Annotated in this window: 19 protein-coding genes and 1 tRNA gene; 5 read left to right on the top strand and 15 right to left on the bottom strand. The window is 40.8% G+C overall.

Translation table 11 applies throughout. The annotated features are described in order from the left end of the window. Positions 1–278: 278 nt before the first annotated feature. The 4 genes from ACHHZ6_RS02400 to ACHHZ6_RS02385 all read right to left on the bottom strand — a co-directional run bounded on the left by ACHHZ6_RS02400 (position 279) and on the right by ACHHZ6_RS02385 (position 2206). The gene (locus ACHHZ6_RS02400; RefSeq protein WP_121526045.1) at positions 279–686 is read right to left on the bottom strand and encodes an H-NS family nucleoid-associated regulatory protein; all 408 of its coding nucleotides are present in this window, start codon (positions 684–686) and stop codon (positions 279–281) included. A 123-nt stretch (positions 687–809) separates the two neighbouring features. Further along, positions 810–1088, bottom strand: a complete 279-nt coding sequence (locus ACHHZ6_RS02395; RefSeq protein WP_230479090.1) for a hypothetical protein — start codon at positions 1086–1088, stop codon at positions 810–812. 132 nt (positions 1089–1220) lie between these two features. Continuing rightward, on the bottom strand, positions 1221–1673 hold the full coding sequence (locus tag ACHHZ6_RS02390; RefSeq protein WP_395121665.1) for a hypothetical protein: 453 nt from the start codon (positions 1671–1673) through the stop codon (positions 1221–1223). Positions 1674–1798: 125 nt separating this feature from the next. Further along, positions 1799–2206 carry a hypothetical protein gene (locus tag ACHHZ6_RS02385; RefSeq protein WP_395121664.1) on the bottom strand — a complete coding sequence of 136 codons (408 nt, stop codon included), beginning with the start codon at positions 2204–2206 and terminating at the stop codon, positions 1799–1801. Between the two features lie 340 nt (positions 2207–2546). Between ACHHZ6_RS02385 and ACHHZ6_RS02380 the strand changes: the two genes are divergently transcribed. Genes ACHHZ6_RS02380 through ACHHZ6_RS02370 form a run of 3 tightly spaced genes read left to right on the top strand, consistent with a single transcriptional unit; the run spans position 2547 to position 3966 of the window. Continuing rightward, the gene (locus tag ACHHZ6_RS02380) at positions 2547–3113 is read left to right on the top strand and encodes a hypothetical protein (RefSeq protein ID WP_395121663.1); all 567 of its coding nucleotides are present in this window, start codon (positions 2547–2549) and stop codon (positions 3111–3113) included. 15 nt (positions 3114–3128) lie between these two features. Continuing rightward, positions 3129–3680, top strand: coding sequence for a lipoprotein (locus tag ACHHZ6_RS02375; protein ID WP_395121662.1), 552 nt, complete (start codon positions 3129–3131; stop codon positions 3678–3680). Positions 3681–3690: 10 nt separating this feature from the next. Further along, positions 3691–3966 (top strand): hypothetical protein, encoded by a 276-nt coding sequence (locus tag ACHHZ6_RS02370; protein ID WP_395121661.1) that lies wholly within the window; start codon positions 3691–3693, stop codon positions 3964–3966. Positions 3967–4062: 96 nt separating this feature from the next. Here the strand turns inward: ACHHZ6_RS02370 and ACHHZ6_RS02365 are convergent, their stop codons facing one another. The 3 genes from ACHHZ6_RS02365 to mobQ all read right to left on the bottom strand — a co-directional run bounded on the left by ACHHZ6_RS02365 (position 4063) and on the right by mobQ (position 7320). After that, positions 4063–5205 carry a hypothetical protein gene (locus ACHHZ6_RS02365; protein ID WP_395121660.1) on the bottom strand — a complete coding sequence of 381 codons (1143 nt, stop codon included), beginning with the start codon at positions 5203–5205 and terminating at the stop codon, positions 4063–4065. Positions 5206–5256: 51 nt separating this feature from the next. Then, positions 5257–5751, bottom strand: a complete 495-nt coding sequence (locus ACHHZ6_RS02360; RefSeq protein WP_395121659.1) for a hypothetical protein — start codon at positions 5749–5751, stop codon at positions 5257–5259. Positions 5752–5820: 69 nt separating this feature from the next. Next, positions 5821–7320 (bottom strand): MobQ family relaxase, encoded by a 1500-nt coding sequence (mobQ, locus tag ACHHZ6_RS02355; RefSeq protein ID WP_395121658.1) that lies wholly within the window; start codon positions 7318–7320, stop codon positions 5821–5823. A gap of 842 nt (positions 7321–8162) precedes the next feature. On the opposite strand from mobQ, the gene ACHHZ6_RS02350 reads away from it, so the two are divergent. Continuing rightward, positions 8163–9032 (top strand): hypothetical protein, encoded by an 870-nt coding sequence (locus ACHHZ6_RS02350; protein ID WP_395121657.1) that lies wholly within the window; start codon positions 8163–8165, stop codon positions 9030–9032. Between the two features lie 209 nt (positions 9033–9241). Continuing rightward, on the top strand, positions 9242–9553 hold the full coding sequence (locus ACHHZ6_RS02345; protein WP_395121656.1) for a conjugal transfer protein TraD: 312 nt from the start codon (positions 9242–9244) through the stop codon (positions 9551–9553). 363 nt (positions 9554–9916) lie between these two features. Here ACHHZ6_RS02345 and ACHHZ6_RS02340 read toward each other — a convergent pair whose 3' ends face one another. From ACHHZ6_RS02340 to ACHHZ6_RS02305, 8 genes are all read right to left on the bottom strand, one after another. After that, the gene (locus tag ACHHZ6_RS02340) at positions 9917–10450 is read right to left on the bottom strand and encodes a hypothetical protein (protein WP_395121655.1); all 534 of its coding nucleotides are present in this window, start codon (positions 10448–10450) and stop codon (positions 9917–9919) included. Beyond that, the gene (locus ACHHZ6_RS02335; protein WP_308953246.1) at positions 10447–11298 is read right to left on the bottom strand and encodes a ParA family protein; all 852 of its coding nucleotides are present in this window, start codon (positions 11296–11298) and stop codon (positions 10447–10449) included. The genes ACHHZ6_RS02340 and ACHHZ6_RS02335 overlap by 4 nt, the downstream gene beginning before the upstream one ends. Before the next feature lie 467 nt (positions 11299–11765). Continuing rightward, entirely contained in the window at positions 11766–13730 is a 1965-nt protein-coding gene (locus ACHHZ6_RS02330; protein WP_395121654.1) for an ATP-binding protein, read from the bottom strand. A gap of 79 nt (positions 13731–13809) precedes the next feature. After that, a complete protein-coding gene (locus ACHHZ6_RS02325) occupies positions 13810–15084 on the bottom strand; it encodes an integrase arm-type DNA-binding domain-containing protein (protein ID WP_320713396.1) in 1275 nt (424 codons plus the stop codon). Positions 15085–15264: 180 nt separating this feature from the next. After that, positions 15265–15340: transfer RNA gene (locus ACHHZ6_RS02320), tRNA-Asn, on the bottom strand. Between the two features lie 100 nt (positions 15341–15440). Next, positions 15441–16238, bottom strand: coding sequence for a DgsA anti-repressor MtfA (gene mtfA, locus ACHHZ6_RS02315; RefSeq protein WP_182271913.1), 798 nt, complete (start codon positions 16236–16238; stop codon positions 15441–15443). 359 nt (positions 16239–16597) lie between these two features. Beyond that, positions 16598–18247 carry a class I fumarate hydratase FumA gene (gene fumA, locus ACHHZ6_RS02310; RefSeq protein ID WP_182919844.1) on the bottom strand — a complete coding sequence of 550 codons (1650 nt, stop codon included), beginning with the start codon at positions 18245–18247 and terminating at the stop codon, positions 16598–16600. 55 nt (positions 18248–18302) lie between these two features. Further along, entirely contained in the window at positions 18303–19811 is a 1509-nt protein-coding gene (locus ACHHZ6_RS02305) for an anion permease (RefSeq protein WP_196390179.1), read from the bottom strand. Positions 19812–20182: the final 371 nt, after the last annotated feature.

Below are 20182 nucleotides of genomic sequence, written 5' to 3'. Positions count from 1 at the left end.
CGGGTCTGACGGCGCTTAGTGCTGAATTCACTATCGGCGAAGGTGAGTTGATGGCTCATGATGTCCCTCTGGGATGCGCTCCGGATGAATATGATGATCTCATATCAGGAACTTGTTCGCACCTTCCTTAGGACAACAACTGCAACCGGTTGATAAGCAGATGCTGAATAATTTAAAAACTAATGCAACAAGAGCGACTCAGGCAACAAAATAATTGAAAGTCATGGTAAAACCGCCAGCGATGAGCCAGCGGATTTGATAGACATATGATATGAAGATTACTTGATCTCGAAATCTTCCAGCATTTTACCGGCTTCGAGCGCAGCAGCGATAGCACGAGGAGTTCGGCCCTGACCTGTCCATGTCTTTTCAGAACCATCGGTATCGATGTATTTATACTTAGCTGGACGTGGGGTGCGTTTCGCTCCGGTCTTGGAAGACGATGGGCTGACAGTTGAAAGCAACTCTGCCGGGTCTATGCCATCTTCCAGCAACTTCTGACGGAATGCTTCCAGCTTGGCCTGTTTCTCTTCCTGCTGTTTGAGAAATGAGGCTTCTTCTTCACGACGTTCTTCTACAACGATAGTGAGTTTTTCTAACATCTCTTCCAGAGTATCGAGTGTCAGTTCACGAGCCTGAGCACGGAGAGTGCGAATATTGTTGATGATCTTTAAAGCATCAGACATGCGATTTCCCTAATGTTTGTGGTAAAGAATACAAGCAATAAAATCATAGTTTTAATCGTTCCTGTGCACAAAATCAATACATTGTATGGTATAAACATTAGTTCCATCCTGAGTTCAAATTTTTTATTTGGGTTTGTGATTATCTTTAGCGGAGCGGGTTTCTTCAGATGATATATTATCAATGCGATTTTTAAATTTCCTTGAAAATCTGTTTTTCTCAATGCATTTTTTCTCGGCTTCTTCCTGATTATTAATGTAGTATTCGATTGTATTACCGTTATCTAAGTCATAAATGACAGAAATCAAGATATTAATATTCTTATCTCTACTGTCATGTGTAATGTCAAACTTAGATATTAGCTTTGATACAACAACGTAATTTGGATGCAAAGTAGTTGTCATGAAGAGTATTCCATAAAATGGATGATTGATGTATAGGCGTGTTTTTAGGAGACACAGCAGATTAGTGTCTTATTAAAATAAATATAATGTTATGAACGAATAGTTAATTCCTTATTATGGTTTGTTTTTTATCTATCTATTAGGAAATGGAAACTCAAGATAATCGTCAGCAAGATTATTATCTTTTATGGCATTCCACCATCTTTCTCTATAATCCTGTTGATTACACAAAATTCTTTGTCTTTGCATTTCATCAAGGATGAATTCCTTTTTATCCGGCCATTCCTCCTGAAGTCTGCGAACCGTTCTGAAGAGAATGTTTTTATGTAAAGCTACACGAAAGAAATTTTGTTTATATCCCTCAAGACGTTGTTCATAATCAGCCACAACCTTCTTATGGCTATTGATTGTGCTATTCAACTGCATCTGTATTCTGTTAACCCTGTCATTAGCCATAGATGCTTCAAACTGAGCCTGCTGGGAATCCAGTCTTGCTTCATTGGCCTGTTGGTAAGAGTCTACGATTTCTCTATTACGTTGTGCTGCATTATAATCATAATTCCAAAATGGATTTTTTTCAGACATAAATATACCTCGATATCAAATATTATATGTGTATATAATTAAACATTAATTCACTAAAAAGCAAATAATTCTATTAAATAATATCATCAGTCAGATATTTAATTTCCTTTTGTTTAATACTTTGTTTATGGGCCAAAGAAAATATGGTTATTAAATACTTCCACCCATTGCTCGCAAATATAATGTGCATGAGATGGAACCCTGAACGTCCAGACTGGATTTAATACATCATCAGTCATAATACAGATCTCGGCATCATTAGATCCGTAATCGGGCAGTGAGTAGTTGATTTCCCTGATGTTGCTATATGGATAAATAAATGTGCTGTACATATTTTTACGCAATGTCGAAGACATTACGTTTTTCTTTATATTATGGTTAAAGAGAAGAACCGAGCGTTGCATTAAATTAATGGTGAAGCCCGCCTGTTCGTATTCGTAAGACAAAGCAGCATCGCTGAACGAGTCAACAAAAGCGATTTTTTGATCTTTTTCGAAGATTTCCATAGAGCTTCGCTCGTTGTTGTTTTCCATGCTCATCCCTCGCTGTTTTACTGCTTTATCTCAGCCCAGCATAGTCGCCAGCGCCAACATACTCAAGCAAAATGATCTGTAAAATCGATCGATTAGTTTATATTGATAGGTATTGACGATTAAAAATGGTTAATCGATCGATATTTTAATTGTTTAAATCGATCGATTTAATATGTTTGATAGTTTTAAGCTATCATTTGTTTTTTATCGATCGATTTAAACGATATGACGAACAACAAAAATAATTCAATTCTATCAATTGATTAGACGATAACTCCTGATCTATAGGTCAGTGCACGGGATTGGGGTATACGAATCTGACTAAATCCTTGAGGAATAAATGAAAGGACATAACTTCTTACCACTGGCGGTCTCTCTGGTGTTTCTTTCTGGCTGTCAGCAGCTCAACGATGGCGTGAATACAGTTAATGGAGCAATCAGTTCTTCGTTGTCTTCAGTAGGTAAAGCGCTGGGGGGAACCGCCACCACTCAAAACCTTGGCCCGGTATCGTCTGTATCTGGCCTTGGTGCTGTCTGCAAAGACTATGAAGAAAATGCAATGGCAGCAGAAAAGAAATGGACTGGCAAAAGGATCTCTATCACCAATGCCACTGTTCTGGAAGTTACGAAGGGTAGAAGTGCCAGCGACATGATGACGGGAATGCCCAAATCGGCCCCTAACTATTATCTACTCTTCAAAACAGCAGATACCAGCTACTGCGGCGGGATGGTCTGGCTGGATTACTACTCTGGTATTGATGATGCAGTTCTTACCTATAAGAAAGGCCAGAAAGTCAGCGTCACCGGAACTGTAAACAATTTCGAAGTTCGTGGCTTCGCTACCGTCAACAACGCCGATATGCCAGTTCGTCTGGTTGTTCTGAGAAACGGAACGATCAACCATTAACTCTGAGATAACTCTATGCGTAAAATTCTACTCGTGGCAGGTCTTGCTGCTCTTTTATCGGGATGCGGTGAAAAAGGCGATTTTGAAAAAGCGATCAACGCGAAACTATCACAATCAAAGCTGTGCTACTCCCTGCAGGACAACGACATTGTATTTAATAAAGGTTTTCCGATTAAGGTTAACCGTGGCTACCGTTCTGCCGGATACAGTGCCAGTGATGAAATCCTTAAAGGACTTGTTGAACAAGGGCTGCTCACTGTTTCACAACAGGCAAATGGCTTTAGCAGTGTTGATGTTCTGGAAGTAACAGACAAGGGCCAAGAGGTTGAGTTTTGGAACCGTGAGAATGGTGCCTGCGTCGGTCATCGGGAAGTTACTGAGATAAAGGAATGGACCGAACCGGGAAACGGTAATCAGAAAGTTGTTCGCGTGTCTTATACATGGAAATTGGCGGATGTTCCTTCATGGGTGGACAAAAAAGCGTTCTCCAGCGTCAAGGGTATGGATGAACCTGAAGAAGGCATGATTAACATTGTTAAAACCAGCAATGGCTGGAAAGCGATCTAAGGGGTCTATCATGAAAAACCGAACTATCCAGTGTCCGTTTTGCCTGAAAGAGAGCCAGCGAGGTGTGCATGTTTGTACTGGCTGCATGGCGACTGTTTTATATGGTGCCTACCCCGGTTGGTATGCTTTCGTAGCTATCTTACTGTCCTTTGGCCTGTCTATACTGATTGGTATGTCTACAGGCATGGCGGGAGCTACTATCAGCCTACCAATCATTGCTGCTGTTGGGTTTGTCGCAGGTAAAGCAATTTTCTCTGATAATGTTGTGTTCAGGCGAAGGATGTAGCTAGCAGTTATAAATAATAAACCACCGCCAACTTGGATTGTGGAGGTGGTTTAAAATATAAATTTTATCGTATTATCTGAAATAAAACCCACATCCTTATTTAATGTTGTGGAAGTATTCGGAAATTAATTCAGAGTTCTTAAAGTATGAGTCCAGAACCTGAAATAATAAAAACTCGTTCTTGTTCTTAAACATAAACGGAATTTTAGCATTATCAATTTTAAATGACTTTGTTTTTTTATAACCTTTGACTTTTGGATTGGTTAATTTTTCTTCATATTGTTCCAACGTATAGGATATCAGTTCATGATCCAAATGATGTATGTAAAATCCGTTAGTATCGCTGGAGTATTTTAGATGTATAACTTGTGTGATTATATCGGCTTTTATGATTTGAAAGTCATCTCTTAATTCTTCAAAAGTGATACTACCCTCTTTTGAATCATGATGAACCCAAAAGCTATCCGCGTAGTTATCAACAGAATAAAATTTTGACAGTGGGGGGAGAACAGCTACATCCAATTTTAGAGGTGAACCATGCTCCATGTCTTCAAAAAATGGAATGTAGTCTGTTATGTTATCTATTCTAAATGAAATGTTAGTAATAAACTCTAAATCTATTAAAGCCTGAAATGTAGTTAATAGTTTTCGTGGGACAGGTATCCAAAAATGGGCACCAATTCGTTCATCTACTATTGTTTGACTATCTTTATCATTACATATGGAAATGTTATCGTTTAAGCTTAACAACTTGTATTTTTTAAATTGAGAATCAACATTATTAATATTTATTTTAATGTCATTATATTTCTCTTCAATTATTTTGGCCTGTATCATGTCGATAATGAATGACTTATTTTTCATATCCATATAATTTTCAAACAATAAAGCACCTATATAATAATATTTATGGTTAGAAGTAATGTATGTGTTATCCTCCGAACCATGAACGTTTTTATATGAATTGTTCATGATTTCTTTCATATTTATGAGATGTTCTTTTATTAGTTTAGTTAACTCATCGTAGGTTATGTTGATATTGTGTTTTTTGTTAGAAATAGAAGTGATATATAACTGAAAAGATGACTTTTCTAATGAGGTGCTTATGAATGGAAATAATTCATCAGTTAGTAAATTTGACCGTTCAATGAATGCTCGATAAAACGTCCCGAAAGAACACCATTTGCTTTTATCTAAAAGAAGATTGTTTATTTTGTCAAAACATTCATTGATTTCCATATGATTTTATCTCTTTTTATCTTGATGAGAAATGCTAAGTATTAAATATTATTATACAGTATTGCCGGGATAATTTAGTAACTGATTGTATCCATGTTCCATTTTTTCAATAAAACTTAATTTAATAGCTGGGAATCCTGAAACTAGATATTCTTCTTCTTTTATCTTGAATATTTTATGCAGATAACTTTCTTTCTTATGTGCGACATGAACTGCTGGAAAAGGTCTGCTGTTTATAATCTTATTATTAAGTTCTTTATCATCAATAATATTATATTGGTCGCCAGTGATGTCAATCACAATGTCATTTATCTCAAGCCAGTAGTGAGTTATGTGATCATCTTTACCTGTTGCTGCGCTTACGCCTGTTATCACAAGCTCAGGCCATAGTTTCAGGAAATGATATGAAAGAAGCATTGAAGAAAGTTTACAACTCATAACAGGAAAACAGTCTATAACAAGGCTTGTGTTCTTTTTGTCACAAGTCTCGATCAATTTTCGAAACTTTACAGCTTCATCCTGAATTTCGATAATCGTTAACAACATGTGTCCTTGGTTGAGCGAGATTATTTATCTTGATAATATACATTATTGGCTGAGAATAAAAAAGGATCTTTATTCTCGTTCTCTGTGGCCCGGCGGTTTTAATTTTAATGTATTATTTTTTCTGGATAGTATAGATGGAGTGGGAGCCAGACTATGATCGCGTTCCGGTATTTCATATTTTGGACGGCTTGGGAAACGGCTGATCTCATCTTGTGTTGGCTTGTAGTCATCTTGGTTAAACTTGGCTTGTTTCTCATATTCATCGCGAGGAACACGACGGCCCAATACTTCGTCAAAGATGTAGTTTTCAGCAATACGTTTATCATGTTCTTCACTGATCATATCAACTTTATTTTTGTCTGTTTTAGCCCATATAAATTTATCTCTGATAAAATCGACCAAAAGGGCTGTAAAGCGTTTAAAAATATTATCCTGACGTGGGATGGCTGTTTTCCTGTTAACACGGTCAGGGGCGTTTCTGGATGCCCTGTTTGAGATTTTAGAGGAAGATGTTTTCAAAATAGTTTTGTTGTCAGCATCAGAAACGATTTGTGCTGATTTATTATTGATGACAACTTTACTTACTTTATCTTTATTACGGTAAGATTTAACACCACGCATACGAATATGAGGAACTGGTGCTACCAATACAGGTCTTTGTGTTTCATGAGTAGAAGAGCCGGAACGCGTTTCTGGTAATACAATCTCTTCTGGTTCAGCAAGAACAGCCACGGTGAAGCTTCTGACATCAACGACGATTTCAAGATCAAGTTCGCTGAATGTTTCGTAGACTTCAACGGCTTCTTGCTTGGCAGCATCACGAACAGCCTGTTCTGCGGCTCTTTGTTCCTGAGCGGCTTTACTACGCCATTTGGCACTGTGAATACGTTTCATTGCAGGGCGGTTTGTTTCAGCGGCTTTAGCAAGCCATAGCGCTTTTTCTTCATTATCCAGAGCGACCGCTGCTTTCCCTAATGCTTCCTCATGCTGGGATTGGAGAGAACGATGGTCAATACGTTCTGATGAACCAGCGGCAGCAAGGTAGCTGTTAGCCATAGATGCCCATGACTCACGCCAAAGAACAGACATTTTTCTGTCGTTCCAGCTTCTTTCTTTTTTACCAAAACCTTCCGGGCCTATGGTTTTTAATGTCAACATAACGTGAGCGTGGGGGTTATCACTATCAAGATCATGAAAAGCGATATCGGCAATCATGCCTTTCTCAACGAAATTTTTCTGACAATATTCAAGAACAAGCTTTTTCTTATCATCATTGTTTAACTCGGCAGGAATGGCGACATCGAAATAACGGGATGTTTGGCCGTTATTCTGACGCTCAACTCGTTCTACTTCATTCCACAATGCTATAGAGCTTTCAACTATATGAGCGGGAGCGTTAACAGGTGCTAATATGAAATGCCCGTATAAATCGGTACGGCGGCTATAATCATAGGTATCACCCGTTCTTTCATCTGTGATTCTGCAACGAGCATGATAGGCAGCCTTCGCAACAGAAGACTTGCCTTCAGAACGTTTCACAATTTTAAAATCCAGATGAAAAATAGCCATACAATAAAAACAACCTCAATATAAATTTAAATATCAGACCAAAATATAAATCTCCAATGCGACTATGCTGGTTTTAGTTTTTCGTAAGAAAAACTCTGGTGTTGACGTTGACCTTGTTTCCGAAGGAAACGGTGTTAGCCTGCGGCAGGCAACCGTCGGTAGACCCCACACGCTCACGAAGTGAGTGTATAGGTGGGCATTGCTTTATTTTTATATCTCCTAAAGGAGCTAAAAATAATGACAATGTTTAAAGTTTTTCTATACTTAAATAATAACTCTAGTTTTTGAGTCTGTGAAATTAATGGGGTTGGAATCGGATGAACGGCTGAGGTAGGGGGATAATATTGGATGTTTGGGTTTAGAGAGCGCCCGTAAGGGCAAAAGTAGTATTTTCTCCTCCCGCCGTAAGGCGGGAAAGCAATATTTAGATAAAACAGTGAAAATAACAGATACTTTTATGTGTTGCACAATTCACAGGTTAAGACCAGAAATCAGTATCTAAAAACAACAGATAAAATTGTTTTCATTGTTTTGATAAAATAAGTAACGTGGAGAGTATCAGATATTTTAAGTTAGTAATTGCACTCGTTTGTGTTGCAACATTTCATTTTGAGCTTACTGATATCTCATTTTTCAAACCAACACACCATTTTTTCGGGATGAATCCTATCATTAACAGGGGGGAACCCTGTTCCAGCAATGTGATTGTTTTGAACAATCACGAAGTGCTGCGCCTCTTTCAACGCCACGGACCATTTCAAGCAGTTCAGCTTTGCAAATGATGTTGATTTTCTATGTAAACTGGTATTTATTAATGTTATTAGAGTAGAAAGGATGCCAACATGATTCTATCTGAGAAAACGCTTGAAAAACTGAGGGTTTTGATCAATGAGGATACGGAGTATCGTTCCGGTCCAAAGCTTGTTCAGTTCTTTAATGATCTTGGTTTTCAAGATACATATGGACAGGGGTTTCCTTCAAGGTGGATGTATACCGATGAAAAGTTGAATGTGATAAATGGTAGTCCGCAGTTAGATCGTTGTATCAAGAAATTGTTCGCTCCAATTAACTTTGTTGGCGATATACCTCGATTAGACTCCTTGATTACTGAATTTAATAAATATATGGCATTTGATAAATGGACGGTTAAACGAGTAAATGCTGAGATTGTTTTTGAGAAAAAGGATAAGATCGTTGTAGATACTGAGAATCAACGGAAGGATTCTGAAGATAATTTTTTGAGACGAGAGTTCAATAATGTTGAATTTACTTCTGATTTGATTGATCCATTTGTGGCGGATGTATTGAAGGGAAGAATCAAAGAAATTGAGAATTGTTATCCGGCAGGCGCGTATCTGTCAGTGATATTTCTTGCTGGAAGCACATTGGAAGGTTTTTTGCTGGGTGTTGCTTCGAAATATCCAAAATCGTTCAATACAACAAAATCCTCGCCTAAAGATAATAGTGGAAAAATAAAACAATTTCATGAATGGTCATTGTCTTCCTTTATTGAAACAGTCAGAGAGTTAGGATTGATTGAGTATGATACATATCGATTCAGTCATGCTCTCAGAGATTTTAGAAACTATATACATCCATACCAACAGCTATCGCATAAATTTAATCCGAGAGAACATACAGCCAAAATTTGTTTACAGGTACTAAAAGCAAGCATTACGGAAGTAAATGACCATATTTGGAAATTAAAATAGGTGCCATTATGGGCGAAAATATTTTTATTGGGATTTTATCATAATGACAAATCAATAACAGGTGGTTCTGATGAACCTGATTTATTGAATAGACTAAATAGCTGCGTAGTTGAATTTGAAATGAAGAGCATTTAACCTTCTGCCTATGGTTTGACCTTTTCCTTTTTTAATTGTATTTGATGTTTTTAACAACTAAAAGGAAAAGTATTATGAATACGGATGATAACAGCAGAAAGCCAAGAACAGAAAAAACAATTAAGCAAAAAATTGCATCAGCACAGATGCGTTTGAACCGACTCAAGACCAAAAAGAAATCTTTATCCAAGAGAGCTGAGACACGCTTGAAGATCATCCTTGGTGCTGAGGTAGCTAAAGCTATGGGCTGTAAAGTAGAAGAGGTGGATAAAGAGTTTGTATTAGGGATGTTATTACAATTATCGAATATTAGCATTGAAGATAAAGCAAGATTAAAATTACGGGGAAAAAGGTTTCTTGAGGATATGATTGGGAGGCAGGAGTGAAGTATCTATAGCCGTGATAAACCTCTATATAATTTTATGCTTTATCTTGACATGTATAATCTTATGATTTATTTAAATGGTAGGTATTTTATCCTATGTTGATGTTCCGAGCGCCCCAATAAGCTGTGAGCCGATCGATCCAGAGTGAATAGGATAGAAATAAAAATGCTATTATCTATCTCTGGCTCTTTTATAGGAAACAGCGATGGGGAAAGGAGTGTCAGCTAATAGCAGCCTTTTAGAATGCTCTCTGTCAGATAGCGGGGTAGGTTATAGAGTTGTCTGAGATTATAATCTTATTCGAAATTTCAATGAGATAAAAATGGCATCTTAAGGATGCCATTTCGGCAATCATTTTCAATTCTAATTATTATGCTCTTTCTTCATTATAAAATTAGCTAGGAGTTGATAGTCATCATTACTTTCCTTTGCATCATTTGAAGCTATTGCATTTGTTACAATGCTTATTAATTCATCGTGAGGAAGTTTTACCAATTGGTTCATTAAAGAGGAAATTGTATCTTTCCTCGTTTTTCTTATTTTGAAATCTTTGGTAATAGCCTCACCAAATCGTCGAAATTCCTCATTAGAGGATAAAACTTCATTGTTTCTTAACATTAGATCCAATTTTGATAAGGTTTTAAATTTCTCAGGGTCTTTATTTTTTATATTTCTAACAGAGTATGACAACACATTCTTATTGATGTCGTGGTTAATTTTTTTTGGAGTGTGGCGAATTGGTGATGAATTATCTTTTCCTGAAAGATATTTAAGTAAATCCGCACCTTTACCATACGTGTCTAAGAGACCAACAGCTGATTGGATCTCTGTTTCAGTGTAATCTTCGAGTATTTTAGCAATACTCAATGCCAGTGAGATTATATTTTTTTTACTCATTTTAGTCCAATGACCTCCAAAAACCTGTTACCTACTTCATTGAATTCATCTTTAACATAATGATGAGCATAATCGGTTAAGAAAATCGGCGTTCCCTGACGTGAACCTGTTGGATAAGAATCTGAGTGATGGGCAACTTCATCAAATACAGCCCACCCTAGTTGTTTTGCAAGTTTTTTAACATCAGATTTTGATGATTTTTGTTCAGGAGGTGGATTACTTCTTCTCGCATCATTGAATATAATTCCAGCCATTTCAAGAGATTGATTTTGATGCATTAAACTAAATTCTTGCAACGATCTCCCTAACAAGGGAAGACCGATGGTAGCTAAAAATTCAGGCTTAACTGGTACAACAACGTATCGACTTGAACGATATGCTGCATTTGTCAGAATGGACTCTGTAGGAGCACAGTCAATTAGTATTAAGTCGTAATTATCACTTACTTGAGATAAAAACTGTGGCAATAAATGTGCTTTCTCTGTAGGGTTTTTAAGTGTCCATGCCAATTCAAGACGAGAAGGTATTAGATCAAGTAGGCTTCCATCATTCCAGCGATGTAACCGATGTATAACTTCTTTCGGTTCTAGAGCTGATGGCGCACCCTTTGTCTGTTTAGGTGCAGAAAATTGTTCAAAAATATCCACAACGGTAAGTTTATCAGAATTTAAATATTCCAGATACTTTTGAGCGCCCATAAAATATTGACTTAAATTAGATTGTGGATCTAAATCAATCGCTAATACTCTAAGATTTGCTTGCCATGCTGAATACCAAGCCAAATTGAAGGTAAGAGTAGTTTTCCCAACTCCACCCTTCATATTTATCAATGATACTGCAACAGTCATATTTTTTCTCCATTATTATTTATCTTATAAATCTTAAATATAGTATATAAACCTTTTCACCTAACAAGTTTATAGCTATATTAATGATGAAAATAGCATATCACAAAGAATAATAGACATTAGTTTTAATAACATATAATTCTATAAAGGTGATTTTTAATCACCAATCTGAATTAACGCTTGGTTTTTTTGAAAAAATATACTCGAGGTCATTGAAATTTCATTCCACTCGGGACAGACTAGTTTACGACAGGATTAAAGCCGAATTAGATCCGGAAAATTTACCCGGATTATACCCAACTTGTCAGGACTTTATTTATTGTATCAACTGTATTTTTTAATCTCCTTGTGCTAAATGGGTAGTTACCTTAATGGAAAAACAAAAGGGCCTCTCAGCCCTTTTCTAATTTGTGAAAAACGTATTTAAAAAGCTAATATTAGTGTATTTTTAGTTTTTATTATTACATCTAAACTTTTAGTTCATTGACTTCAGTAGGAATGAACTTAGCGTAAGTCTCTTTTAAATAATTTGTGGCAGAGTCACGATTAATATCAATGTCTAATAAGTTACTAAAAAACATCAGTCTGGAACGCGCTTGTCCTATTAACTCACCCCAAGTATATATCCATATTGAAACATTTCCTTTAGAATATAATTGTCCGTAAGGGCGATCATCTTGAGAAATTCTATCCTGAACTAAAGGAGCTATATCGTTAGATACGGCGATGAAAATCCATTTCGTATTCTGTTTATCAAACCTGTTGTCATTACTAACAGCATAAGCATAACTTTCAACTTGATTTATAACAGATAAATCTATTTTTTGTGTTGGTCTTTTCAGTTCAACAACTAAGTGTTCAAGCTCACCTTCTCTCGGCTGGCGTGCTTTGCTAAGTAACAAATCAACCCTACCTGTAGTTCCATCTTCTCTAACAACAGGCTGTTCTGCATCATAAGTGATACCTATTTTATCAGCATGATATCGTAGCACTTGATTGAGGGTGTTTTCGCTACGGGATAAATTGAAATCCTCCCTAAAGAGCCATGCTTCATTTTCTAGGAGTTTGTGTAATTGATCTCTTTCTAAAAATTTCTTTTTTGTTTTGTCATCAAACAATAGCTGTTCTAATCCAGTTAAGAAATTCAATCTATCTGATACAACTTGTGAAGCTTTGATAATATTAGGTAGAGTCGTCTTTTCTAATAAATTCGCCATTGAGTCCTGATCATCTGAACTCATGACCAATACTTCAGATAGAATTTTTCTAACAGAATTTGGATTGTCCTTCAAAGCCTGAGATAGTAATTTAAATGTAAATTTTTTAATGCTATTATTAGATTTATTAAAGGAAGTTAGATAGCTTTCGACATTCACAGCTAATATATTGAATACCTTTTGTTCAGCTTCTTCAACACTGCCGGGCAAGGGAGAGTGTTCATACGGATAAATATTTTGTTCTTTCCACTCCTCTACTATTTTTGCTTTTTGTAAGAATTCTTTGTTGATGAAATGTTTTCTACAAAGATCAATGACTTTATCTTTTAACTCTTTAATGCCGGATTCTAAACTTCCAAGTGAAAGGACATTTTCTTCAAATTTCTTCTTAATAAATGGGGACTTTATATATACTGTGAAATCCACGCCATATGATCTAACAAGTTTCCCTGCGCTTTCATTGAAAAGTGAAAAGCCATTTTCATCACAGTAATGAATTTCTCGTGGGGTCTTAAATTTCCATTCTATTATTGAAATAGACACATTTTCTAGGACGGATTCTATCTCAACGTCTCCGAGATTATACTCTTTTTTGTCAAGCCAAACATCCGAAGGGGTAATATATGCGTTATCATAAAATAACTTTTTATGAGGATATTCTGTTAGATATAACGCATACTCTTTGGTGATTGATTCTTTAGATGAAGCCGTCGCAAGTGAGGATGCTTGTTTTACTAAATTAAAGATCTCAACCTGAGTACCTTTTGTTTTATCATTTGTTTCAGAAGGTTCACTGATCTCGAAGCGTTTAATATTATTAGCATTCCCTTTGATGGAATATTTATAATATTTTCCATTATCTTCTATGCAAGTAGACCATATGACTATCTCTCCTAGAGAAAATGCCTTAAAACGTCCTTTACCAAACTGACCATGTAAAGAACGATCTCCATTTTTTTTTGCATCCTTCTTCCAAGATTCACCAAGACTGCCAAATAATGATGAGACATTATTATGAGGGATGCCTTCCCCTTCATCCTGAATGATTATTTTGTCAATGGTATTTGTATTCTGACATTCCTGAAACAGAACTTTAACTATTAACGATTTGGAATCAAAAGCATTCCATATTATCTCTTTAATTGCTGGAATTGGTTTTGCAGAAGAAATATCTTCTAAATGGTCTTTACCAAGGATGACGTCAATGTTTTTCATTTTATTATCCCGCATATATTTTATGAATATAGTATACGGGATGCTCTGACGCCTTTACCAGCTTTGATAAGAAGTTAGGTTATGTTTTTTGAGCAAACTCAAATGGCCTGACCATATCGTTTCGATTGGCATCAAGGTAGTCAGCCCACCACTGAAGCATCAGGCGTCGCTGTTCAAGATGCTTGGCCTTATGGGTATAAGCGGCACGGACACTGTTGCTTTCCTTATGGCTCATTTGAAGCTCTACAGCATCTTCTGACCACAAACCTGACTCAATTAAGGCACTACAGGCCAGCGTGCGGAAACCATGTCCACAGATGTCCTGCTTCGTGTCATAGCCCATATTGCGAAGGGCTTTGTTGATTGTGTTTTCGCTCATGGGTTTAAACGAGTCATAACAGCCAGTAAAAATTAACCCATCATCATGACCTTGTTCATAAGTCAGTTGTTGGATCTCTTTCAGTAGCTTCATGGCCTGCTTACAAAGGGGGACGAAGTGCTTACGCTTCATTTTGGCACCACGAGTCGAATGTTTGACGTTTTCAATTGCTTCCCTCTGTTCAGGGATCACCCATAACTTACTTTTGAAATCAATTTCAGACCAGCGAGCAAAACGAAGCTCACTGGAACGAATGAAAATCATTAGATTGAGCTGAATAGCCAGTATGGTTAACCTGCGACCTTTGTATTCGGAAATTTTTTTCAGTAGTTGGGGTATTTCTTCCAACTCTAGCGCAGGGCGGTGTTCAGTCTGTGGTTTCTGAACAGCACCTTCCATGTCATAGGCAGGGTTATGGCGTATGAGTTTCTGCTGAACAGCATGACGGAGGATCGCCGTAATGTATTGTTGAATGCGCATGGCAACTTCAAGATAGCCAAGTGCCTCAACCTTTTTCACCGGAACCAGCAGATCACCCGTATCAAGCTCGGCAACATCTTTATCGCCAATTGTCGGGAAGACATAGGTTTCAAGGCGTTTCCATACGGCATCACCGTAATCTTCTGACCATTTTGTTTTCGTGGAGAACCAAGCTTTTGCCACCATAGTGAAGGAGCGAGTCTTATCACGCTTGGCCTTTAGTTCTTTAACCTCGGCTTGTTTCTTTGCATTAGGGTCAATGCCCTGAGCAAGAAGCCTTCTGGCCTCGTCACGGCGTTGTCTTGCGTCAGAAAGAGAAACAGCAGGGTAAACACCTATGGAGAAGATTTTTTGCTTCCCATCGAAGCGATAAGCCATTTGCCAGTATTTGGAACCTTTAGGGGTAACGCGAAGGAACATGCCAAAGCCATCGGTCAGCTTGTATTCCTTCTCAAGGGGTTTTGCATTTTTTGCTTTGATATCAGTCAGTGACATGAAAACACCCCCTCGTTTGTTGGTAAAAGGCAAATCGAACCAGCATTACCAGCATTTTTACCATCAAAATGATATGGCTTCGAGTGGTTTTTAGTGAACGAGGGTGAACGACTGAAGAGGGATAACCAATTGATTGAAATGCAAAAAGCAGACGTTAGTGAACGTCTGCTTTCCTTAAATTGGCTCCTCTGACTGGACTCGAACCAGTGACATACGGATTAACAGTCCGCCGTTCTACCGACTGAACTACAGAGGAATCGTGTGAACGAGGCGCATGTTAATGGCCTCGCTAATTTGTGTCAACACTAAAATTAACACGCTGATTCAATTGATTAATTAAACTGCAAACTGCTGTTTTAATGAACCTGGACGGATATGTTATCGCCGGGTTCGCCATTTTTACGTAAACGCTGCAGAGGATCTTGCTGATAGAAATGGCAAAAACGTTGCCACAGTGCCGGGAAGCGTGGGGCAAAAAGCTCGGGAGCGCTGAAGAAATATTCTGACAGTACGGCAAAACACTCTGCGGGATCGGTTGCAGCGTAAGCATCAATACTGGCCGCACTTTCACCCACCAGGTCTATCTCATCCTGGATGTTATCCATTGCAGCATGCAGATCGTGCTCCCATCCCGCGACTTCACGAAGTGGGATTAGCGGTACACCACTGGCACGATCGCCGTTGCGGGTATCCAGTTTATGCGCCACTTCATGCACAATCAGGTTGAATCCCGAAGCATCGAACGAATCCTGAATATCCAGCCAGTTCAGGATAATCGGCCCTTGCTGCCAGCTTTGCCCGGACTGCACCACTCGCTGGTTATGCACCAGGCCGATATCGTCCTGCCATTCATCATCCACCACGAACGGGGCAGGGTAGATAAGCACTTCGTGGAAACCATCCAGCCACTCAATACCCAGTTCCAGTACAGGTAAACAGAAAAGCAGGGCGATACGCGTATTTTTAAGGGGATCCAGTTCGAAACCCTGTAGTGGGACCAGGCGCTTTTGCTGCAAAAAACGATCTGCCAGCTGAATCAGCTTTGACTGCTCATCCGGCTGGAGATTAGCCAGTACAGGGATCGCCAGCGCTTCATCCCACGGCAGCGCCATGCTCGGACCAGCTTCATTCGATTTCCAGGGCCACTTAATCATCGCTTTGCTCGCAAACTCGTTACCAGAACAAAATTGAAAGGTCAGGGTCTGTTAAAATGCCAACGCCTCATCATGATGGCAACCATCAAAATGGCGCGATGCCTGGGCGAGCCAGGCATCTTTTCTTCAGGTAAGTTATCATTTAGGCCGCAGAGTGAATAGCGCTTTGCAACTCTGTCATTCATTTTGTGAACTCAGTCGTGACGCTGAAACACAACCTGCTACTGAATGCTCTTTCTGGCTGGCGAGTAAAAAGATTTATGTCATTCCTGCAGTCAACAGGAAACATTAATTTTCTGAAAATCAGGGGGTTTTTATGGTGAAGGAATAAAAGCCAGGCATGGCCTGGCTTCGGGTCTTTAGCGCTGTGAACAGCCTGCGCACTGTTTGTTCTGGATCTGCTGGAAGAAGTCGTTACCTTTATCATCCACCAGGATAAACGCCGGGAAGTTCTCCACCTCGATTTTCCAGATAGCCTCCATACCCAGCTCAGGGTAAGCCACACACTCAAGGCGCTTGATGCTGTTTTGCGCCAGTACCGCCGCCGGGCCGCCAATGCTACCGAGGTAGAAACCGCCGTGTTTATGGCAGGCATCGGTCACCTGCTGGCTGCGGTTACCTTTTGCCAGCATGATCATGCTCGCACCGTGGGATTGCAGTAAGTCCACATACGAGTCCATACGGCCTGCGGTGGTTGGGCCTAACGAGCCAGAGGCATAACCTTCCGGTGTTTTGGCCGGGCCAGCGTAGTAGATTGGATGATCTTTTACGTACTGCGGCAGTTCTTCGCCGTTATCGAGCAGCTCTTTCAGCTTCGCGTGGGCGATATCGCGCGCCACGATGATGGTACCGTTCAGCGACAGGCGCGTAGACACCGGGTGAGCAGAAAGCTGCGCCAGGATCTCATTCATCGGTTTGTCGAGATGAATGCTCACCACATCGCCTTCGCCCTGTTGACGCAGGGATTCAGGAATGTACTGGCCTGGGTTGTGCTCCAGCTTCTCAATCCAGATGCCGTCGCGGTTGATCTTAGCCTTGATGTTGCGGTCTGCGGAGCAGGATACACCCATTCCGACCGGGCAAGATGCACCGTGACGCGGCAGACGAATAACGCGGATATCGTGGGCAAAGTATTTGCCGCCAAACTGCGCGCCAAGCCCCAGATTTTGCGCTTCCTGCAACAGTTCCTGTTCGAGCTGAACATCGCGGAACGCCTGGCCGTGCTCGTTCCCTTCCGTTGGCAGACCGTCGTAGTAACGGGTGGAGGCGAGCTTCACGGTTTTCAGGGTGCTTTCTGCTGACGTACCGCCAATCACGAAGGCGATATGGTACGGCGGGCACGCTGCAGTACCGAGGGTGCGCATTTTCTCAACCAGATAATTTTTCAGCTTCGCAGGGGTGATCAGCGCTTTGGTTTCCTGGTAGAGATAGGTTTTGTTGGCAGAGCCGCCGCCTTTTGCCATGCACAGGAATTTGTATTCGTCGCCATCAACGCTGTAGAGGTCAATTTGCGCAGGCAGGTTAGTGCCGGTGTTGACCTCTTTATACATATCCAGCGCCGCATTCTGGGAGTAGCGCAGGTTGTCTTCGGTGTAGGTGTTGTAAACGCCCTGGCTCAGGGCTGCCTCGTCACCGCCACCGGTCCAGACGCGCTGGCCTTTTTTACCCATGATGATGGCTGTGCCGGTGTCCTGACAGGTCGGCAATACGCCTTTGGCGGCAATTTCGGAGTTACGCAGGAACTGCAGAGCCACGTATTTATCGTTCTCACTGGCTTCAGGGTCATGAAGAATGGCTGCAACCTGCTTCTGGTGTGAAGGGCGCAGCATAAAAGCAGCATCGTGGAAGGCTTGTTGTGCCAGCAGGGTCAGTGCTTCTGGCTCCACTTTCAGCACTTCCTGACCGTCGAATCCGACAACTGAGACGTGCTCTTTGGTCAGCAGATAGTATTCGGTATCGTCGTGCGCGAGCGGGAAGGGGTTCTGGTAAACAAACGGTTTATTCGACATAGCGTATTGCTCCATAAAAATAAAACCGCCGGAGGTTTAATCCGGCGGTCAGGAATCAGAACATCATGGACATCCACGGGTAACCAATCAGCAGCAGGGCCGCCAGGAAGATGGCACCGAAGATGGTGCCCAGACGCCAGTAGTCTTTGGTTGGCAGGTAGCCACTACCGTAGTAAATCGGGCTTGGACCAGTACCGTACGGAGTGATGATCCCCATGATACCCAGAGACGTCACCATCAGCAGGACGAACACTTCCATATTCATGCCCGGAATGGTGGAGGCGATGGTCAGCATCGCTGGAAGCAGCGCCGTAGTGTGCGCGGTGGTGCTGGCAAACAGATAATGCAGCAGGTAAAACGCCAGCAGCAGTACGATAGTCGCAACGCCCGGAGAGATACCGCTCATCAGCAGGCCACCTTCTTTACCCAGCCAGCTAATAAAGCCGGTGGAAGAGAGACCATCTGCCAGAGCAACCAGAGTGGCGAACCAGACGAAGGTATTCCAGGCCGCTTTGTTACCGGTGATATCATTCCACTCCAGCACGCCAGTCCAGAGCATTAAACCTACGATTAACAGCGCAGCCATTGCCGGTTCAATCCACGCAGCGGCGAAGATCCACATCAGCAGCGCACAGCATACAAACACCAGCAGCAGGATTTCATTGCGGGACAGTTTGCCCAGTTTTTCCAGCTCACGGCTCGCCCACAGCGGCACTTCATCGTTCACTTTCACTTCTGGTGGGTAGAACCAGTAGGCCAGCAGCGGCATGACCAGAATCAACAGCACACCCAGCGGCAGGAAGGCGATAAACCAGGTACCCCAGGAGATGTTAATCCCCACGGTGCTTTTCACCAGCGCCAGTGCCAGCAGGTTTGGTGCGAGCGCGGAGAGGAACATTGAGCTGGTGATACAGGCTGCGGTGATCGCTACCCACATCAGATACGAACCAATTTTACGCGCGCTCGGGTCGTTAGGTTTTGAACCGTACAGCGGTGGCAGGTTAGCGATAATTGGGTAGATAGTACCGCCGCTACGTGCGGTGTTAGACGGCGTAAACGGTGCCAGCAGCAGATCCGCGAAGGTGATGGCATAACCGAGCGTCAGGCTGCGACGGCCCAGATACTTCACCAGAATCAGCGCCAGACGGCGACCAAAGCGGGTTTTGTCATAGCCTGCGGCGAACATAAAGGCACCAAAAATCAGCCACACGGTTGAGTTACCAAAACCGCTTACCGCCCATTTAAAGGAGGCACCCGCCAGCTTGAATTTTGGGTCGGCCAGTTGGTCCGGGCTGAACAACACCCACTGGCTACAGAGTGCAATCGCGACCACACCGGTCAGGCCAATCACTGCGCCTGGCAGCGGTTCGAAGATCAAGCCGACGATCACGCCGACGAAGATAGCGAAGTAGTGCCATGCATAAGGAGGCAGCCCTTCCGGAACGGGAACAAACAGCAGCAGTACGGCGACGATAATCGGCAGCGCCATCATCAGCAGACGTTTTGCCTTTCCGTCGGGTGCTTTACTCGCCACAGGAGGCGTTACAGCAGTTTTTGTATTCATAGTTTCGCGTCTTAAGTTGTCAGGAATTCGGTTATATCGTGAAAATACAAATTCGCTTTCTTTAGTTTCTTTGGTTTTTTTAGTTATTTAAAGTGCGTTTTTGTGATTTCACTAATAGTGATTTATCGCATTAAGGTCTGCGGTAAATTAAAAAATGATGATATTTATATATTGCGCTTTTGGATGCCTTGATTTTTGATCGCGATCAAAAAAATAGAATCGCAGAAGTATTTTTCATCGTTTATTAATAACCACTCAGGTGTATGTGGGTATTGTGTATTTTTATTTTTTAATTGTTGATTTTTGATAACATTTGATAAGTTCGCGCCTGGTTATCTTATTGTTTTATTTATATTTATTAGAATTTACAC

Source organism: Enterobacter cloacae complex sp. 2024EL-00214, from assembly GCF_043945575.1.
Classification (GTDB): domain Bacteria; phylum Pseudomonadota; class Gammaproteobacteria; order Enterobacterales; family Enterobacteriaceae; genus Enterobacter; species Enterobacter cloacae_P.
This window is presented reverse-complemented; position numbering and strand designations above follow the sequence as displayed.

Coding starts and splice junctions, on each gene's coding strand:
- ACHHZ6_RS02400 (WP_121526045.1), bottom strand. CDS start 686: ATGTCTGATGCTTTAAAGATCATCAACAATATTCGCACTCTCCGTGCT.
- ACHHZ6_RS02395 (WP_230479090.1), bottom strand. CDS start 1,088: ATGACAACTACTTTGCATCCAAATTACGTTGTTGTATCAAAGCTAATA.
- ACHHZ6_RS02390 (WP_395121665.1), bottom strand. CDS start 1,673: ATGTCTGAAAAAAATCCATTTTGGAATTATGATTATAATGCAGCACAA.
- ACHHZ6_RS02385 (WP_395121664.1), bottom strand. CDS start 2,206: ATGGAAAACAACAACGAGCGAAGCTCTATGGAAATCTTCGAAAAAGAT.
- ACHHZ6_RS02380 (WP_395121663.1), top strand. CDS start 2,547: ATGAAAGGACATAACTTCTTACCACTGGCGGTCTCTCTGGTGTTTCTT.
- ACHHZ6_RS02375 (WP_395121662.1), top strand. CDS start 3,129: ATGCGTAAAATTCTACTCGTGGCAGGTCTTGCTGCTCTTTTATCGGGA.
- ACHHZ6_RS02370 (WP_395121661.1), top strand. CDS start 3,691: ATGAAAAACCGAACTATCCAGTGTCCGTTTTGCCTGAAAGAGAGCCAG.
- ACHHZ6_RS02365 (WP_395121660.1), bottom strand. CDS start 5,205: ATGGAAATCAATGAATGTTTTGACAAAATAAACAATCTTCTTTTAGAT.
- ACHHZ6_RS02360 (WP_395121659.1), bottom strand. CDS start 5,751: ATGTTGTTAACGATTATCGAAATTCAGGATGAAGCTGTAAAGTTTCGA.
- mobQ (WP_395121658.1), bottom strand. CDS start 7,320: ATGGCTATTTTTCATCTGGATTTTAAAATTGTGAAACGTTCTGAAGGC.
- ACHHZ6_RS02350 (WP_395121657.1), top strand. CDS start 8,163: ATGATTCTATCTGAGAAAACGCTTGAAAAACTGAGGGTTTTGATCAAT.
- ACHHZ6_RS02345 (WP_395121656.1), top strand. CDS start 9,242: ATGAATACGGATGATAACAGCAGAAAGCCAAGAACAGAAAAAACAATT.
- ACHHZ6_RS02340 (WP_395121655.1), bottom strand. CDS start 10,450: ATGAGTAAAAAAAATATAATCTCACTGGCATTGAGTATTGCTAAAATA.
- ACHHZ6_RS02335 (WP_308953246.1), bottom strand. CDS start 11,298: ATGACTGTTGCAGTATCATTGATAAATATGAAGGGTGGAGTTGGGAAA.
- ACHHZ6_RS02330 (WP_395121654.1), bottom strand. CDS start 13,730: ATGAAAAACATTGACGTCATCCTTGGTAAAGACCATTTAGAAGATATT.
- ACHHZ6_RS02325 (WP_320713396.1), bottom strand. CDS start 15,084: ATGTCACTGACTGATATCAAAGCAAAAAATGCAAAACCCCTTGAGAAG.
- mtfA (WP_182271913.1), bottom strand. CDS start 16,238: ATGATTAAGTGGCCCTGGAAATCGAATGAAGCTGGTCCGAGCATGGCG.
- fumA (WP_182919844.1), bottom strand. CDS start 18,247: ATGTCGAATAAACCGTTTGTTTACCAGAACCCCTTCCCGCTCGCGCAC.
- ACHHZ6_RS02305 (WP_196390179.1), bottom strand. CDS start 19,811: ATGAATACAAAAACTGCTGTAACGCCTCCTGTGGCGAGTAAAGCACCC.